Source organism: Bradyrhizobium amphicarpaeae (genome assembly GCF_002266435.3).
Lineage (GTDB): Bacteria > Pseudomonadota > Alphaproteobacteria > Rhizobiales > Xanthobacteraceae > Bradyrhizobium > Bradyrhizobium amphicarpaeae.
This window is the reverse complement of the sequence record NZ_CP029426.2, coordinates 3,337,356-3,351,697: the sequence shown is the minus strand read 5'-3', so window position 1 is coordinate 3,351,697 and position 14,342 is coordinate 3,337,356. Positions and strand designations below refer to the sequence as shown.

Here is a 14,342-nt window from a genome sequence, read left to right as displayed (position 1 = left end):
CGGGGGGCCCAACCCCCACCCGGCGACTCTATACCAGCTACCACATTGGGAGCCAAAAGTTAGGCATAATCGCGGCCGACAAGGGTGCGGCAAGGCATCTTGAGGTATCTAATGACCGATCTTTTCGATCTCGAGCGCTTTGTCCAGGCCCAGGATCCGGTCTACCGCAACGTTCAGCGGGAGCTGGCCCGGGGCCGGAAGCAGACCCACTGGATGTGGTTTGTCTTTCCGCAGGTCGCCGGACTTGGCTCCAGCGCCATGTCGCAGCGCTACGCCATCGGCTCCCGCGCGGAGGCGAAGGCCTATCTCGCCCATTCCGTGCTCGGGGCGCGCCTGATCGAATGCACCGGGCTCGTGCTTGCGGTTCAGGGCCGGAGCATCAACGCGATCCTCGGGGCGCCGGATGACGCCAAATTCCGTTCGTCGATGACGCTGTTCGGCGCGGTGTCCGATCAGCCCGTGTTCGGCGAGGCGCTCGCCCGTTATTTCGCAGGCGAGCGCGACGCCGCAACGCTGGAGATTCTTGCTACCCTTGGTCGTTAGGCCGGGCCGCACCCGCAGAACCCGGCAGCGTAAACCCCCGATTAATACGGGTCTGTCAATTTTCGGGAGAATATCATTCTCCCCTCCCGCGCCAATTGCCGGACAGATCATGAAAATCGGAACGCTCCTGACCACCGCCATCGTCTCGCTCTCGACCGTCGGCGGCGGCCTCGCCGTCTACGTCGCCGCGACCAAGTACCAGACGATGGACAGGATCGGCGAGGCCCAGGGCCGGCTTGCGATCGTCCGCGCCGCCAGCGACATTCCACGCTATCTCAATCCCGAACGGGGCTTTTCGACCAACATCCTCTACGGGCCTGCGACGGTGGATCCGGCGCAGATGGCCGAACAAGACAAGCTCCGCAAGCAGACCGATGGTGCGCGCGACCGGATGAACGCCCTGCGCAAGGAGCTGCCCGGCTCGTTCGACGACGGCACCAACATCGGGACCGAGATCGACGCCATCAATTCGAAGTTCACCGCGCTCCGCGAAGCCATCGACAAGGCGATCGCGGGCCCCGCGGACGCGCGCAAGGACGCGGCCCGCAAGGTCGTCGCCGACAACGCCGTTCTCAACGCAGGCGTGACCGCACTGCTCAACGAGCAGGTTCGCCGCATGGCGATGCTGAACGGCGACGCCTACCGGCAGGCGAACTACGCCAACATCGCCATGACGCTCCGCGACATCGGCGGCCTCAATGCCAGCGTGCACAAGAACCTCGTCGGCGGCAAGAAGGTCGCGACCGACGCGGAAAAGGCCGACGTCGCCCGCATGCAGGGACGCAGCGACCAGATCGTGATGTCGCTGATGGAGTTGCGCGGCCATCCCGCAACGCCCGCCAATGTCAGCACTGCGCTGGAGACGATGAATTCGCGCTACGTCGAGGAGTTCGGCCGCGAGCTCAAGCTGGTCAAGGACGGCGCCGTCAGCGGCAAGTATGAGCACGATGTCGAGACCTATTATGCGGCGTCACAAAAGGGCCTCGGCTCCATCATCGGAGTTCGCGATGCGCTCTACGACAATGCCGAGCAGATCCTCGCCGGCGCTGCTTCCGCCGCGCGCACCAGCTTCACCATCGCGCTCGCAGGCCTTGTCGCCGTCTTGATCGCGAGCGTCGGACTCATCGCGATGGTTCGCCGCCGCGTCTGCGCGCCGATCGTCAACCTGACGGGCCGGATGTCACGGCTCGCCGAGGGCGAGGTTGCCGACAGCATCCCGGGTGCCGAGCGCTCCGACGAGATCGGGGCGATGGCTGCGGCCGTCCAGGTCTTCAAGGACAACATGATCCGGGCGGATCGGCTCACGGCCGAGAAGCAGGCCGAGAACGACGGCAAGATGCGCCGCGCGCAGGCGCTCGACCAGCTCACTCGCACGTTCGAAGCCAAGGTCACCGAGCTCGTCGGCGGCCTGTCCAAGGCGTCCTCGACCATGGAAAGCACGGCACAGTCGATGACCTCCACGGCGGCCCAGACCAACAGCCAGGCCGCGGTCGTCGCCGCGGCCTCGGAGCAGACCTCGACCAACGTGCAGACCGTCGCCAGCGCCACCGAAGAGCTGACCTCCTCGATCTCCGAGATCGGCCGTCAGGTCGCACAATCCACCGAAATCGCGGCCCGCGCCGTCGAGAACGCCCGCCGTACCGGCGACACGGCACGCACCCTCGCCGAGGGCGCGCAGAAGATCGGCGACGTCGTCACCCTGATCCAAAGCATTGCCGAGCAGACCAATCTTCTCGCTCTCAACGCCACGATCGAGGCCGCCCGCGCCGGCGAAGCCGGCCGCGGCTTCGCCGTGGTCGCCTCCGAGGTGAAATCGCTGGCGGGCCAGACCGCCAAGGCCACCACCGAAATCTCCGAGCAGATCACGGCGATCCAGACCGCGAGCGACGAGACCGTGGCCGCGATCCGCAACGTCGCCGACGTCATCGGCGAGATCGACCAGATCGGCACCGCGATCGCCGCGGCGATCGAGCAGCAGGGCTCGGCGACCAAGGAAATCTCCCGCAGCGTCCAGGAGGCCGCCCGCGGCACCCAGGAGGTCAACACCAACATCGCAGGCGTGCAGCGCGCCGCCGACGATACCGGAGCTGCTGCCAGGGAAGTGCTCGGCGCCGCCGAGCAGCTTTCGACGCAGTCGCGCGATCTCGCCGGACAGTTCGACCGCTTCCTCGGTGAGGTCAGGGCGGCCTAAAGGCATGAACTCGTAGCCCGGATGGAGCGTAGCGAAATCCGGGATTCGAACGTCATCGGCACTGCCCCGGATTACGCTTTCGCTCCATCCGGGCTACGCAGCCGGGCCTAGTACGGCGGCGCCTTGCGCCCCCGCTGCGCTTTCGCCGCCTCGATCCACCACGCGAGATCATCGGCAAAGCGCGGGAACGCGTGCTCCAGGGCCTTGCCGCCGTCGCCGATCGGCTCGCCCTCGGCCGACAATGTCTGCGCGATCGGGCCGACCCCGATGGTGCTCGACACCACCACCATGCCCATCTCGGAGAGCGTGCCGTGCCAGGCGGTTGCGGCGCGCGCGCCGGACAGGCGGCCGGCCGAATAGCTCGCGATCGCGGCCGGTCGCCAGAACCACTCTTCGAGGAAATGGTCGGTGAGATTCTTCAGGCCGGGCTGGATGCCCCAATTGTACTCGCCGGTGACGAACACGAAGCCGTCGGCGCTGCGGATCTGCCCGGCCAGATGCTCCAGCGCCTCGGGCGCCGAGCCCTTCGGATACTCCTTGTACATGCGGTCGAGCATTGGCAGCCCAATCGCCTTGGCGTCGATGAGGGTCACCTCGTCGCCGCGCTCGCGCAGCCGATTGATGACGAAATTCGCAAGGCGGATGCCCATGCGGTCGGAACGGTAGGAACCGTAGAGAACGAGGATGCGATTGCTCATCGCCGGACGGTAGCACGAAACCGGCGGCCGCCCTACTCGATTTGCCAACTATCGCCCGCGTCCGCACTCCAGCGTATGCGACGGCGCCTCGCCGAACTGGTCGCGGTAACTTCGGGAGAAGTCGCTGAGATGCCAGAAGCCGAACGCGAGCGCCACGGCCTTGACACTGTCGGCGCCCGCGAGCAACCGCTGGCGCACCAGCCACAGCCGCCGCAGACGCAGGTAACGGTGCAGGCTCATGCCGCGATAGCGGCGGACGACGTCGTGCATCGTGCGGACGGACAATCCGAGTTTGCGGGCAATCTCATCGCTGTAGATCGGCAGCGAGAGATCATCGGACAGAAGAGCGCTGATATCCTTGAATATCCGGAAGTTGCGCTCGTCGTTGGGACGCAGGGTCCAGCGGGCCGAGACGACGTTTTCGAGCGCGTGGTCGACGGCCGCGAGAAGAGACTCCTTCATTGCTCTCGCCTTGAGCGGTATATCTGACGCCTCGACCGGCGCTGAGGCCTCGGCCAGGATCTCGCGAACCACACTGCGCAACCGATGAAGGCCAACGGCGCTCGTTTCGAAAATCTTGAAGCTCTGGGTTGGGCTCGGCCAGCCGCGTTCAGTCACCTCGGGCCTGAAAACCACAGAGGCAATCTGGCGCTGCACTTCCTCGATAATGGTATAGGCTGCGCCGCCGCTGCCGATGACGACAGCCGGACGCATACGCTGCGAGCCGTTGAAGCGTATCGGCACGTCGAGGTCGTCCATCGTGAAGCCGACCGCCGTGCAACTCTCGACAAGCTGGGCGTCGACCACGCGCGGAAATGCGGTCGTCAGATTCACCTCGCAGCCGGGCATCGACAGAATGATCTGCTCGGCCGATATCCTCCGAACGAAAGGCGTAAATTCGAGGTTCAATCCTCGGATGGCATTTCGAAATTCATCGACGTCCGAAAAGCGAAATATTCTGGGTGCCAAGCTGGGCACATCATCAATGCTGTTCATGGCGACGAGAAGCGCAGCGTCATCGCGCGCCCGGCAATGAGCCGTTCGCTCCCCCCTTCGGTTTTACGTCAGACCGAGGGAATCGATCTGAACGCTTCCCCTCAGGAGACGAGTGTCCAGTCCTGAGGACAAGGAGGGACGTGGCATCTCGCCAAATTTCGATAGCGTTTTCCGGTAATTCGGCACCCGAGCGCGAAATCCTAAAAAGCAAATTAACGCCTTTCGGGCGGAATGGAACGCGTTAGATCGTCAAAGTCATTGCAATTCGGGCTCCCTGCCATGATGGCAAACGCGCCTGCCAATTTATTGATCGAGTTGGAGGATGCGGTCGCAACCTGCCCGTTGGACCGTTGCTCCCGCATCCTCGACGGCATTTTGCAGTTGCTCAGTGGCAGCCGCGACCGGCCTCAGCAATTGCTTGCCAATGTGGTCGACGGTGTCCTGGTGCGATTGATGGAGCGGCTCGAGGCCAGCGCCTTGATCCAACTCGGCGATGCGCTCGCCGAACTCAAAGCAGCTCCACCGGAGACATCGAGACGTCTTGCCTCGCACGACGATCCTGATGTCGCCTGTCGCGTGCTGCTCAAATCGCTCGCGCTGTCCGCGTCCGATCTCGAAACGATCGCGATTTCGTGCGGCGAACCACAGCAGCTCGCGATTGCTTCCCGCGCGCGCATCGAGCCGCAATTGACCGAGACTCTCATCAGGCGCGGCGGCCGCGCCGTCCACCTGGCCCTGATCGGGAACGCAGGCGCACAATTCTCCGATGCCGCCTACGTCGCGCTCGTCGAGACGTGCGCGAGCGATGACGAGCTCACGAAGGCGCTCGCGCTGAGACCAGGCACGCCAGATCCGGTCTTGAAGAAGTTGCTGTCGGCCTCGCCGGCCCCCAACGCTCGCGCGGAGACCAAGGCTCCCTCCGTTTCGGATCCTCAAGCGGCAGCGCCGATTGTGCCCCGGTTGCCCAGTGCGGCCGACTATGCAAGCGCACGGCCGGAGATCGTCGCGCTCAACCGCATCGGAAAGCTCAACGATTCCACGGTGAATCGCTTCGCGATCCGCGGCGAGACCGCCAATCTGCTCACGGCCTTGTCGGTGCTTTCGGGGACGCCCGTGGAGATCGTCGAGCACGTCATGACCGACGGCGATTGCGAAGGGCTGGTCATGGCCTGCCGGGCTTCACGGCTGAACTGGCAGACCACGCTCACCATCCTGAGCAACCGCAGCGGGATCAGGCTTTCGTTTGCCGAGCGCGAACGCGCACAGCTCATTTTCGAGACGCTGCTTCTGTCGACCAGTCAGTGGACGGTACGGTGGGGCGAAATCGCCGCGAGCGTCAAGGGGAGCAGTCGCGGAAGTCGCGGCGCAAAAGCGGGGGCTAGCCGATGAAGTTCGACGGCCGCAAGGCGGCGCGCGTGCGGATGGACCACAGGCAGGCCGTCAATCTGATGGGCTCCGACGGCACATGGCGGCGCAGCTGCGTTCTACTCGACGTGTCGCAGACAGGCGCAAAGCTCGAGGTCGAAGGCACGCTGGACGTGCTGCAGGCCAAGGAGTTCTTCATGTTGCTGTCGTCGACCGGGCTCGCCTATCGGCGCTGCGAGCTGGTCTGGATTGATGGCACCACGGCCGGCATTCACTTCGTCACCGCCGACGGCAAGAAGCGGCCGGCGAGCGCGCCGTCAGCCGCTACGCAAAGCGTGGTCCAAAGCAAATAGGCCGGCATTCATCCCACCCATTGCAACCGCGACAGACCAGGTCAAACCGTGCAGAACGCGCGAACCATCTTCAGCCCCGTCGATGCGGGCGCCATCCGCGAGACGGACCAGGCCCGCTCCTTCGTCCATGTGCTGGCCGACACATCCGACAAGCTGGCCGGCGTCTGTGCGATCCTCGAGGACCGTTTTGCCGTTGCCGGCGAGCGGCTGGACGCCGAAGCCAAGCTGTCGCAGGTGCCCTCTGCCATCGTCATCCGTGCCGAGCTGCGCGATGTCGACAACATCGCGGCCATCAAGAGGCGGGCGGGCAAGCTCGCCAAGGCGAAGAAGCGGATATTCCTCCTCGAGCACACCTCGCACGTCGGTATCTCGCAAGCTTACGCGCTCGGGGCGACGCACGTCCTGCCCGGTACGATCAACCGGAACCAATTGTTGTCTGCGCTGTCCGATCCAGCGGGTCCGTCCACCGCCTCGCCGGGCGCGACGGCACAGTCCGACAACGCGGTCGAGGCGGCTGCAACCGCGATCGCCTCGATGTTCACGGCAGTCACGCTCGGCCAGCCCCTCGACGTCGATGGCACCAGGGAGGCCGGCCGTCAGATTGCCGATCGCATCACCGCGCGAGGCCTTTCGGAATGGCTCACGACGGTGCGGCGCCACCACGAGGGAACCTATCAGCACTGCCTGCTCGTGACCGGCGTCGCCATCGACTTCGGCCTGAGCCTCGGTGTCGGAAGGACCGACCTGGAGCGCCTCTACTCGGCGGCCATGTTCCACGACATCGGCAAGGCGCAGATCCCGCTCGCCATTCTCGACAAGCCGGGCCGCCTCGACGCGGAGGAACGCGCCCTGATCGAGACCCACCCGGTCGCGGGCTACGACTTCCTGAAGGGACACGACAAGATCTCGCCGGAGATCCTCGATGCCGTTCGCCACCATCACGAATATCTCGACGGCAGCGGCTATCCCGATGCGCTCTGCGCCGAAAGCATCTGCGACATCGTGAGGATTCTCACGATCTCCGACATCTTTGCAGCGCTGATCGAGCACCGGCATTACAAGCCGACCATGCCGCGCGCGGAAGCCTACGACATCCTGCGCGGGATGGACGGAAAACTGGAAAAAGCGCTGGTGACCTCGTTCAAGCAGGTCGCACTCACGCGGTGAGCCCCGGGCAATGGCGGCGCAGCGCGCCAAGTCTAGTGGGTCAAGTCTAGTGGGTGGCGCGATGACTGGCGCGGCGCGGGATGGACCGGCAGGCCAGCCCTTCGGCCAGCAGCTTCATGTCCTCGTGCCGGCCGCTACGAATCAGCCGGCCGAACTCTTCGGGGGTGAAAGGAAGACTTGGATCCGCATCGACCGGGCGCCGCATCCGCGGGCCGAAGAACCGTCGAACCAGGCTAGTCAGCCGCCGCATGTCAATTCCCTCGCGCCAGCAACAAAGCTCTCAGGACGCATATTGTTCCTCCCGCATCTTCGAGATTGCAAGAGGCCGTAAGGAGTCCACACCAAAAATTTCTGCCGGAGAATAATCTCCTCTGCGCCGTCCTAATCGACAAAACCGACGTACCGCACAAACTCCTGATTGTGCTCGCGATCCGAGCGCACCGCATTCGCGGCAAAGTCGTCGTCGGGATAGCCCATCGCGACGCAGGTCATGATCACCTCGTCCTCCGGAATTTTCGCGACTTCGCGCACGATGTCGGAGCGCATGATACCCTGCCCGTTGATGACGGAGCCGAGACCGCGATCCCACGCCGCGAGCACGATGCCGTAGCAGAGCGCGCCGAGATCGAAATGGCAGACGGCGCCCGGGTCGAGCACGCGGTCGTAGGTCAGGACCAGCGAAACCGGCGCGTCGAACTGGCGGAAGCCGCGCAGCACCCAGTCCTGCCGCATCGGCTTGTCGTCGCGCGCAATCCCCATCGCGCCGAACAATTTCTTTGCGACGTCGACCTGCCGCGTGCGATGCACCCCCTGGTACTCGCCGTGGCTGACGATGTCGCGCTTGACCTTGGCTCCGCCGATCATCTCCTCCATGTTGCGGCGGCGAACCTCCTCGAGCGGCCGGCCGGTGAGCACATGGACGTGCCAAGGCTGGGTATTCATCGACGACGGCGCGCGCTTGGCGCTCTCGATGATCGCCTCGATCACCGCACGCGGCACCGGCTCGTTCCGGAATCCGCGCACGCTGCGGCGCGACTGGACCAGCGTTTCGAACTCCACCTCGTGAATCTCCCTGCCCTTCGTCCGGCTTTGAACACCGTTGCCGATGCGGCACGCAAAACCTATGCTACCCCGCAAGCAAGACCAAGAACCCCGTGAGGAACAATGCCCGCACCGCTCGATCCCGTCATCGCCCAGATCATTCCGCTGCTACCGCTGCGAGATCCCACCGCGATGACGCCACAGAGCGCCCGCGATTCCTTGCGTGCACTGGCTGCCTCCCGCGCCGCCGTTCCGCCGCCGCCGGTCGAGACCGTGCAGGATATCGAGGTGAGCGGCGGCGCCAGGCCGCTTCCTGCCCGCGTCTACCGGATCGGCACCACGCCCGCGTCGACCGTGGTGTTCTTTCACGGCGGCGGCTGGGTTGCCGGCGACATCGAGACCCACGACCGGCAGGCACGCAACCTCGCGATCGAGACCGGTGCCGTCGTCATCTCGGTCGATTATCGCCGCCCGCCCGAGACGCGGTTTCCCGGTGCCTTCGAGGACGCATTCGCGGCCGTAAGCGACATCTTCAACCGCGTCGCGGAATTTGGCGGCGACGCAAAACGCTTTGGCGTTGCCGGTGACAGCGCCGGCGGCAATCTCGCCGCCGCCGCCGCGATTGCCTGCCGCGACGCCGGCATCAGGCTTGCCGGGCAATTGCTGGTCTATCCCGTGACCGACGTCCTCGGCGCTTACGCCGATGCCGGCGAGAACGCGCGCTATCCCTCGCGCGCCGAGAATGCCGAGGGCTACTTCCTGACGCGCGCCACCATGGAATGGTTTTGCGGCCATTATCTCGCCGAGCCTGATCACGCCCTTGACTGGCGCGTCTCGCCGCTGCGCGCACCGTCGCTCGCGGGCGTCGCGCCCGCGATCGTGACCACCGCCTGGTTCGATCCCCTGCGCGACGAGGGCGTGGCCTATGCGCGGGCGCTTGAGGCCGCCGGCGTGCCCGTCAAGCACCATGAAGGCCCCGGCCTGATCCACGGCTATTTTGGTCTCGGCGATGCCTCCGAGGTCGCGCGCGCCGAAGCGCAGCGCGCACGCGCGGACTTCAAGGCCCTGCTCGCGCGCGGTGTCTAGACATGCGAGCTAGGCGTCCCGCGCCTGCTGCGGGCCTGTGTGCCCCCAGGTCTCGTCCCAGTCCTGACCGGCGGCATCGACGACGCGGCCGTCGGCTTCGAAGAACTTGTTCGGCACCTGGAAGATCGCCAGGATCAGGGCACCGTCCGGACACCAGGCCGCATGCCGGCTGCCCGCCTCGCGCCAGATGAATTCGCCGGCCCTGCAGGCGATGCCCTTGGCCGGTCCGTCTTTGTCGACGAGCGCGCCTTCGATGACCCAGCTTTGCTCGATGCCGACATGCTCGTGATCGGGCAGCACCGATCCCGGCGCAAATCGCATCAAGGCGGTCATCAGGCCGGTGCGGCGATCGAACAGCAGCGTCTTGGCCTCGCAGCCAGGAAAGCGCGTCGTCTGCCAATCCATGTCTTGAGGCCGAACCAGATGCGAATGCTGGTCGGCGGCTTCCTGGCGTTTCGGGGTCACGGCGTCCATCACGATGCTCCGTCCGGCTAAACTTACCAAGCCTAGCAGGGTTGCCCGCCGCGGTCAGCGAGCAGTGCAACAGGAAGCGAGCCTGGCCAGCTCCCGCTCGAAAAAAACGCTGGCCGGACCGGACGGCTTGCCCCCATCCAGCTTGATTGCGCCACGATTCCCGGTTCCAATCTCCCCGCCATTTCTGGTTTAGGGAGACACTATGATGAAGCGAATTTTCCTGGCTGCGATCATTGCCACCTTTGCAGCAGGCTCGGCCTTCGCGGACGACACCTGTGAGAGCAAGGCCGTCGGCAAGGACGGCAAGGCGTTGGCCGGCGCTGCCAAGGCCTCGTTCCTGAAGAAGTGCAAGGCGGACGCCTGCACGCCCAAGGCCGTCAGCGCCGACGGCAAGCCGCTCGCCGGCGCCGCCAAGAACAGCTTCATGAAGAAGTGCGAAATGGGCGCGTAAGCGCCTGGAGAGATCCTCGAAGGTCATCCCAAGACGTCATCGGGCTCGATTCAGACCGTATCGAGCTCGATTTGCTGATTCAAATATCTCCAATTTGGCCGCTTCGATGCGTTTACGGCTTCAGCTCCCTGCGCCGACTCAGGGGCACGACCGGCGAGTGTCCTGATCTTGGTCACCACAGCTTCGCAACCGACCAAAGCGGCCGTGCTGACGGCCGCAACGATGATCTGCTTCGCGGCGAACTCGCTGCTGTGCCGGATCGCGCTGGGGCCGGGGCTGATCGATCCCGCAAGCTTCACGACCGTGCGCGTTCTGGCGGCAGTCGTCATTCTGGCGCTGGTGGTCTGGCAACGCTACGGGCATTTGCCGTCATTTGCCTACGCCAAGGTCAGGTCGGTGGCCGCCCTGTTCGTCTATCTGATCTGCTTCTCGTTCGCTTATGTGCGGCTGACGGCAGGCACGGGCGCCCTGATCCTGTTCACTGCCGTGCAGCTCACGATGTTCTGCGTCGCGCTGCGGGAGGGAGAGCGTTTCTCCGCAGCCGGCTGGATCGGGCTTTCAATCGCAAGCCTCGGCCTCATCTGCCTGGTTCTGCCGGGCGTCAGCGCGCCCGATCCCCTCGGCGCGATCCTGATCGCCGTATCGGGAATCGCCTGGGGCGTGTTCTCGCTGTCGGCAAGAGGCGTCGATCATCCCATCGAGGCCAACGCTATCAATTTCCTCTGTTGCCTGCCGCTTGCCGCGGCGGTGAACCTCTGGCAGCTCTCCGATGTCCATGCCACGTCGACCGGGCTTGCCTATGCCATCGCATCCGGCGCGGTGGCCTCAGGGCTCGGTTATGTGATGTGGTACGTCACGCTGCGCCATCTGTCGGCAGCACGCGCGGCCTCCGTTCAGCTCTCCGTCCCTGCCATCGCCGCGATCGGCGGCGCACTCTTCCTGGCCGAGCCGGTCACGCTCCGATTGCTGCTCGCCTCCCCCGCCATGCTTGGCGGCATCGCCTTGGTGCTCGCGCAACGCAGCAAGCGATAAAGCGTTTTCCGACTCTTGAGCCCCGTTTTCGATGCGATCGGAACGGTAACCGCTCTAGCGGCTCCGCTAGCGCTTCAAGCCCGCTTGAACCGGTAGTCGAACGCCCCATCCAGCGGCTTGATCAGCCCTACCGTCGGCGCCGGGAAATGAACCGGCAAAATCAGCGTGTCGGTGTCCGCAACTGACGCAAAAAACTTCCGCCGCGACACCGCCGACTGTTTCGGGTCCCAATCCGGCTTCGCCGACCAGTCCGGCTCGCGGCACTGGATCTGGTGATGCATGAGGTCGCCCGCGACCACCGCGCGGCTACCCTTCGAAAAAATGTTGACGCAGCAATGACAGGGCGAATGCCCCGGCGTCGGCGTCAAAGTGACGGTGTCGTCGAGCGCGTAATCGTCGTCGACCAGAAGCGCCTGCCCGGCCTCGACGATCGGCAGGCAATTGTCGCGAAACACGGTACCGGGCGGATTGCTGCCCTTGGCGTGCTCGGCCTCCCAAGCCGCATACTCGCCCTTGTGAAATATGTATTTCGCATTCGGAAACGTCGGCACCCAGCGCCCGTCACGCAAACTCGTGTTCCAGCCGGTGTGGTCGATATGCAGATGCGTGCAGAACACGTAGTCGATCTGCTCAAAACCGATCCCGAGCGCGAACAGCTCGTTGCGCCAGCGCTCCTTGCCCGGAAAATCGAACGGCGCCGGATGCCCCTTGTCCTCGCCGGTGCAAGTGTCCACCAAAATGGTGTAGCGCGGCGTGCGCACGACAAAGGTCTGATAGGTGATGACCATCATGCCGCGCGCGGCATCGAACACCTCGGGCTCCATCGAGGCAAGATGACGGGCGAACACGCCCTCGTCATAGGCCGGGAAGAAATCCTGCGGCCGCCGCCACGGCCCCTCCCGCTCGATCACCGCATCGATGGTGATGTCGCCGATTTGGAGTTGCTTCATGGTCGTTCGCTCCCTTATTCTTGCAGGGAAGCGTAACAGCCTTGCCGAGGTGTTCAAGTCGGTAGCACCGCACCGGACGCTTGCCGGCGGATCGGAGCCCGCACTCTCAGCATCGTCATTGCGAGCGTAGCGAAGCAATCCAGAATCTTTTCGCAGAGGCAGTCTGGATTGCTTCGCTACGCTCGCAATGACGGATGACGCAACACCGCCCGCCCTCGGCGCGCCCGCGCAACCTGCCCAACTACGACCGCAACCCCGGTGCCTCCTGCCCGGTCCGCGCGACGTATTCCGTGTAGCCGCCGCCGAACTGGTGGATGCCTTCCGGCGTCAGCTCCAGCACGCGGTTCGACAGCGTCGCCAGGAAGTGCCGGTCATGCGAGACGAACAGCATGGTGCCCTCGAAATCCGCAAGCGCAGTGATCAGCATCTCCTTGGTAGCGAGGTCGAGATGGTTGGTCGGCTCGTCCAGCACCAGGAAGTTCGGCGGGTCGAACAGCATCTTGGCCATCACGAGCCGCGCCTTTTCGCCGCCTGACAGCACGCGGCAGCGTTTCTCGACGTCGTCGCCGGAGAAGCCGAAGCAGCCCGCAAGCGCGCGTAGGGATCCCTGCCCCGCGGTCGGAAACGCGTATTCGAGCGACTGAAACACCGTCTGCTCGCCGTCGAGCAGATCCATGGCGTGCTGGGCGAAATAGCCCATCTTGACGCTGCCGCCGACCGACACCGTGCCCTGGTCCGGCTCGCTCGCGCCCGCGACGAGCTTGAGCAACGTCGACTTGCCGGCGCCGTTGACGCCCATCACGCACCAGCGCTCCCGGCGGCGGATCATGAAATCCAGCCCGTCATAGATCCGCTTGCTGCCGTAACCCTTGTGGACGCTCTTGAGCGCCACGACATCCTCGCCCGAGCGCGGCGCCGGCGGAAAGTCGAATGCCACGCTCTGGCGGCGGCGCGGCGGCTCGACCCGCTCGATCTTGTCGAGCTTCTTCACCCGGCTCTGCACCTGGGCCGCATGCGAGGCGCGCGCCTTGAAGCGCTCGATGAACTTGATTTCCTTGGCGAGCATGGCCTGCTGGCGCTCGAACTGCGCCTGCTGCTGCTTCTCGTTCTGCGCGCGCTGCTGCTCGTAGAATTCGTAGTCGCCGGTATAGGTGGTGAGCGAGCCGCTATCGATCTCGATCACCTTGGAGATCACGCGGTTGATGAACTCGCGGTCATGCGAGGTCATCAAGAGCGTGCCTTCGTAATCGTGCAGGAATTTTTCCAGCCAGATCAGGCTTTCGAGATCGAGATGGTTGCTCGGCTCGTCGAGCAGCATGACGTCGGGACGCATCAGGAGGATGCGGGCGAGCGCCACGCGCATCTTCCAGCCGCCGGAGAGTTTTCCGACGTCGCCCTCCATCATCTCCTGGCTGAAGCCGAGGCCGGACAGCGCTTCGCGCGCGCGGCCATCGAGCGCATAGCCGTCGAGCTCCTCGAACCGGTGCTGCACCTCGCCGTAGCGGGTGATGATCTCGTCCATCTGGTCGGCCTTGTCGGGATCGGCCATGGCGACCTCGAGCTCGCGCAGCTCGGCCGCGACCTCGCTGACGGGACCTGCTCCATCCATCACCTCGGCCACGGCACTGCGGCCAGACATCTCGCCGACGTCCTGATTGAAATAGCCGATGGTGATGCCGCGATCGGTCGAAACCTGCCCCTCGTCGGGCAATTCCTCACCGGCGATCATTCGGAACAGCGTGGTCTTGCCGGCCCCGTTCGGCCCGACCAGGCCGATCTTCTCGCCCTTGTTGAGGGCGGCGGAGGCTTCGATGAACAGGATCTGGTGGCCGGCTTGCTTGCTGACGTTGTCGAGGCGGATCATGAGTATCTTTTGGGGGATTTTTGCGTTGCAGCGTCATAGGCCATGCAGGCGGCCAGGGGAAGCCCGGCGGGGTACGGATTCCTGCCCGCGCGGGCGCCGATTCGGCCGATTCACCCCGCAGCCTGGGGCTC

General features: G+C 64.8%; 15 protein-coding genes. 8 read left to right on the top strand and 7 right to left on the bottom strand.

Annotation, left to right across the window (positions count from 1 at the left end):
- Positions 1-111: 111 nt before the first annotated feature.
- Both CIT40_RS15425 and CIT40_RS15420 read left to right on the top strand, forming a co-directional pair.
- On the top strand, positions 112-543 hold the full coding sequence (locus tag CIT40_RS15425) for a DUF1810 domain-containing protein (RefSeq protein WP_094896809.1): 432 nt from the start codon (positions 112-114) through the stop codon (positions 541-543).
- A 109-nt stretch (positions 544-652) separates the two neighbouring features.
- Positions 653-2,734: a methyl-accepting chemotaxis protein gene (locus CIT40_RS15420; RefSeq protein WP_094896808.1), complete on the top strand. Its 2,082-nt coding sequence runs from the start codon at positions 653-655 to the stop codon at positions 2,732-2,734.
- A gap of 107 nt (positions 2,735-2,841) precedes the next feature.
- On the opposite strand, the gene CIT40_RS15415 is transcribed toward CIT40_RS15420, so the two are convergent.
- Entirely contained in the window at positions 2,842-3,432 is a 591-nt protein-coding gene (locus CIT40_RS15415) for an NADPH-dependent FMN reductase (RefSeq protein ID WP_094896807.1), read from the bottom strand.
- A gap of 48 nt (positions 3,433-3,480) precedes the next feature.
- Positions 3,481-4,428 (bottom strand): AraC family transcriptional regulator, encoded by a 948-nt coding sequence (locus CIT40_RS15410; protein ID WP_094896806.1) that lies wholly within the window; start codon positions 4,426-4,428, stop codon positions 3,481-3,483.
- A gap of 279 nt (positions 4,429-4,707) precedes the next feature.
- Here CIT40_RS15410 and CIT40_RS15405 point away from each other — a divergent pair, with 279 nt between their 5' ends.
- Genes CIT40_RS15405 through CIT40_RS15395 form a run of 3 tightly spaced genes read left to right on the top strand, consistent with a single transcriptional unit; the run spans position 4,708 to position 7,313 of the window.
- On the top strand, positions 4,708-5,817 hold the full coding sequence (locus CIT40_RS15405) for a DUF2336 domain-containing protein (protein ID WP_094896805.1): 1,110 nt from the start codon (positions 4,708-4,710) through the stop codon (positions 5,815-5,817).
- A complete protein-coding gene (locus CIT40_RS15400; RefSeq protein WP_094896804.1) occupies positions 5,814-6,146 on the top strand; it encodes a PilZ domain-containing protein in 333 nt (110 codons plus the stop codon). The genes CIT40_RS15405 and CIT40_RS15400 overlap by 4 nt, the downstream gene beginning before the upstream one ends.
- Before the next feature lie 48 nt (positions 6,147-6,194).
- Entirely contained in the window at positions 6,195-7,313 is a 1,119-nt protein-coding gene (locus CIT40_RS15395) for an HD-GYP domain-containing protein (protein WP_094896803.1), read from the top strand.
- Positions 7,314-7,359: 46 nt separating this feature from the next.
- On the opposite strand, the gene CIT40_RS15390 is transcribed toward CIT40_RS15395, so the two are convergent.
- Complete coding sequence (locus tag CIT40_RS15390; protein ID WP_094896802.1) at positions 7,360-7,563, bottom strand: hypothetical protein; 204 nt, start codon at positions 7,561-7,563, stop codon at positions 7,360-7,362.
- Positions 7,564-7,694: 131 nt separating this feature from the next.
- Positions 7,695-8,372, bottom strand: coding sequence for a nitroreductase (locus CIT40_RS15385; RefSeq protein ID WP_094896801.1), 678 nt, complete (start codon positions 8,370-8,372; stop codon positions 7,695-7,697).
- A gap of 105 nt (positions 8,373-8,477) precedes the next feature.
- Here CIT40_RS15385 and CIT40_RS15380 point away from each other — a divergent pair, with 105 nt between their 5' ends.
- Complete coding sequence (locus CIT40_RS15380) at positions 8,478-9,440, top strand: alpha/beta hydrolase (RefSeq protein WP_094896800.1); 963 nt, start codon at positions 8,478-8,480, stop codon at positions 9,438-9,440.
- Positions 9,441-9,449: 9 nt separating this feature from the next.
- Here the strand turns inward: CIT40_RS15380 and CIT40_RS15375 are convergent, their stop codons facing one another.
- Positions 9,450-9,914 carry a cupin domain-containing protein gene (locus CIT40_RS15375; RefSeq protein WP_094896799.1) on the bottom strand — a complete coding sequence of 155 codons (465 nt, stop codon included), beginning with the start codon at positions 9,912-9,914 and terminating at the stop codon, positions 9,450-9,452.
- Between the two features lie 202 nt (positions 9,915-10,116).
- On the opposite strand from CIT40_RS15375, the gene CIT40_RS15370 reads away from it, so the two are divergent.
- The gene (locus CIT40_RS15370) at positions 10,117-10,365 is read left to right on the top strand and encodes a hypothetical protein (RefSeq protein ID WP_094896798.1); all 249 of its coding nucleotides are present in this window, start codon (positions 10,117-10,119) and stop codon (positions 10,363-10,365) included.
- 168 nt (positions 10,366-10,533) lie between these two features.
- A complete protein-coding gene (locus CIT40_RS15365; protein ID WP_244611978.1) occupies positions 10,534-11,397 on the top strand; it encodes a DMT family transporter in 864 nt (287 codons plus the stop codon).
- A 74-nt stretch (positions 11,398-11,471) separates the two neighbouring features.
- On the opposite strand, the gene CIT40_RS15360 is transcribed toward CIT40_RS15365, so the two are convergent.
- Positions 11,472-12,347 carry an MBL fold metallo-hydrolase gene (locus tag CIT40_RS15360; RefSeq protein ID WP_094896797.1) on the bottom strand — a complete coding sequence of 292 codons (876 nt, stop codon included), beginning with the start codon at positions 12,345-12,347 and terminating at the stop codon, positions 11,472-11,474.
- Positions 12,348-12,588: 241 nt separating this feature from the next.
- Entirely contained in the window at positions 12,589-14,211 is a 1,623-nt protein-coding gene (locus CIT40_RS15355; protein WP_094896796.1) for an ABC-F family ATP-binding cassette domain-containing protein, read from the bottom strand.
- Positions 14,212-14,342 lie beyond the last annotated feature (131 nt).

Coding starts and splice junctions, on each gene's coding strand:
- CIT40_RS15370 (WP_094896798.1), top strand. CDS start 10,117: ATGATGAAGCGAATTTTCCTGGCTGCGATCATTGCCACCTTTGCAGCA.
- CIT40_RS15425 (WP_094896809.1), top strand. CDS start 112: ATGACCGATCTTTTCGATCTCGAGCGCTTTGTCCAGGCCCAGGATCCG.
- CIT40_RS15405 (WP_094896805.1), top strand. CDS start 4,708: ATGATGGCAAACGCGCCTGCCAATTTATTGATCGAGTTGGAGGATGCG.
- CIT40_RS15360 (WP_094896797.1), bottom strand. CDS start 12,347: ATGAAGCAACTCCAAATCGGCGACATCACCATCGATGCGGTGATCGAG.
- CIT40_RS15420 (WP_094896808.1), top strand. CDS start 653: ATGAAAATCGGAACGCTCCTGACCACCGCCATCGTCTCGCTCTCGACC.
- CIT40_RS15355 (WP_094896796.1), bottom strand. CDS start 14,211: ATGATCCGCCTCGACAACGTCAGCAAGCAAGCCGGCCACCAGATCCTG.
- CIT40_RS15400 (WP_094896804.1), top strand. CDS start 5,814: ATGAAGTTCGACGGCCGCAAGGCGGCGCGCGTGCGGATGGACCACAGG.
- CIT40_RS15380 (WP_094896800.1), top strand. CDS start 8,478: ATGCCCGCACCGCTCGATCCCGTCATCGCCCAGATCATTCCGCTGCTA.
- CIT40_RS15375 (WP_094896799.1), bottom strand. CDS start 9,914: ATGGACGCCGTGACCCCGAAACGCCAGGAAGCCGCCGACCAGCATTCG.
- CIT40_RS15415 (WP_094896807.1), bottom strand. CDS start 3,432: ATGAGCAATCGCATCCTCGTTCTCTACGGTTCCTACCGTTCCGACCGC.
- CIT40_RS15390 (WP_094896802.1), bottom strand. CDS start 7,563: ATGCGGCGGCTGACTAGCCTGGTTCGACGGTTCTTCGGCCCGCGGATG.
- CIT40_RS15410 (WP_094896806.1), bottom strand. CDS start 4,428: ATGAACAGCATTGATGATGTGCCCAGCTTGGCACCCAGAATATTTCGC.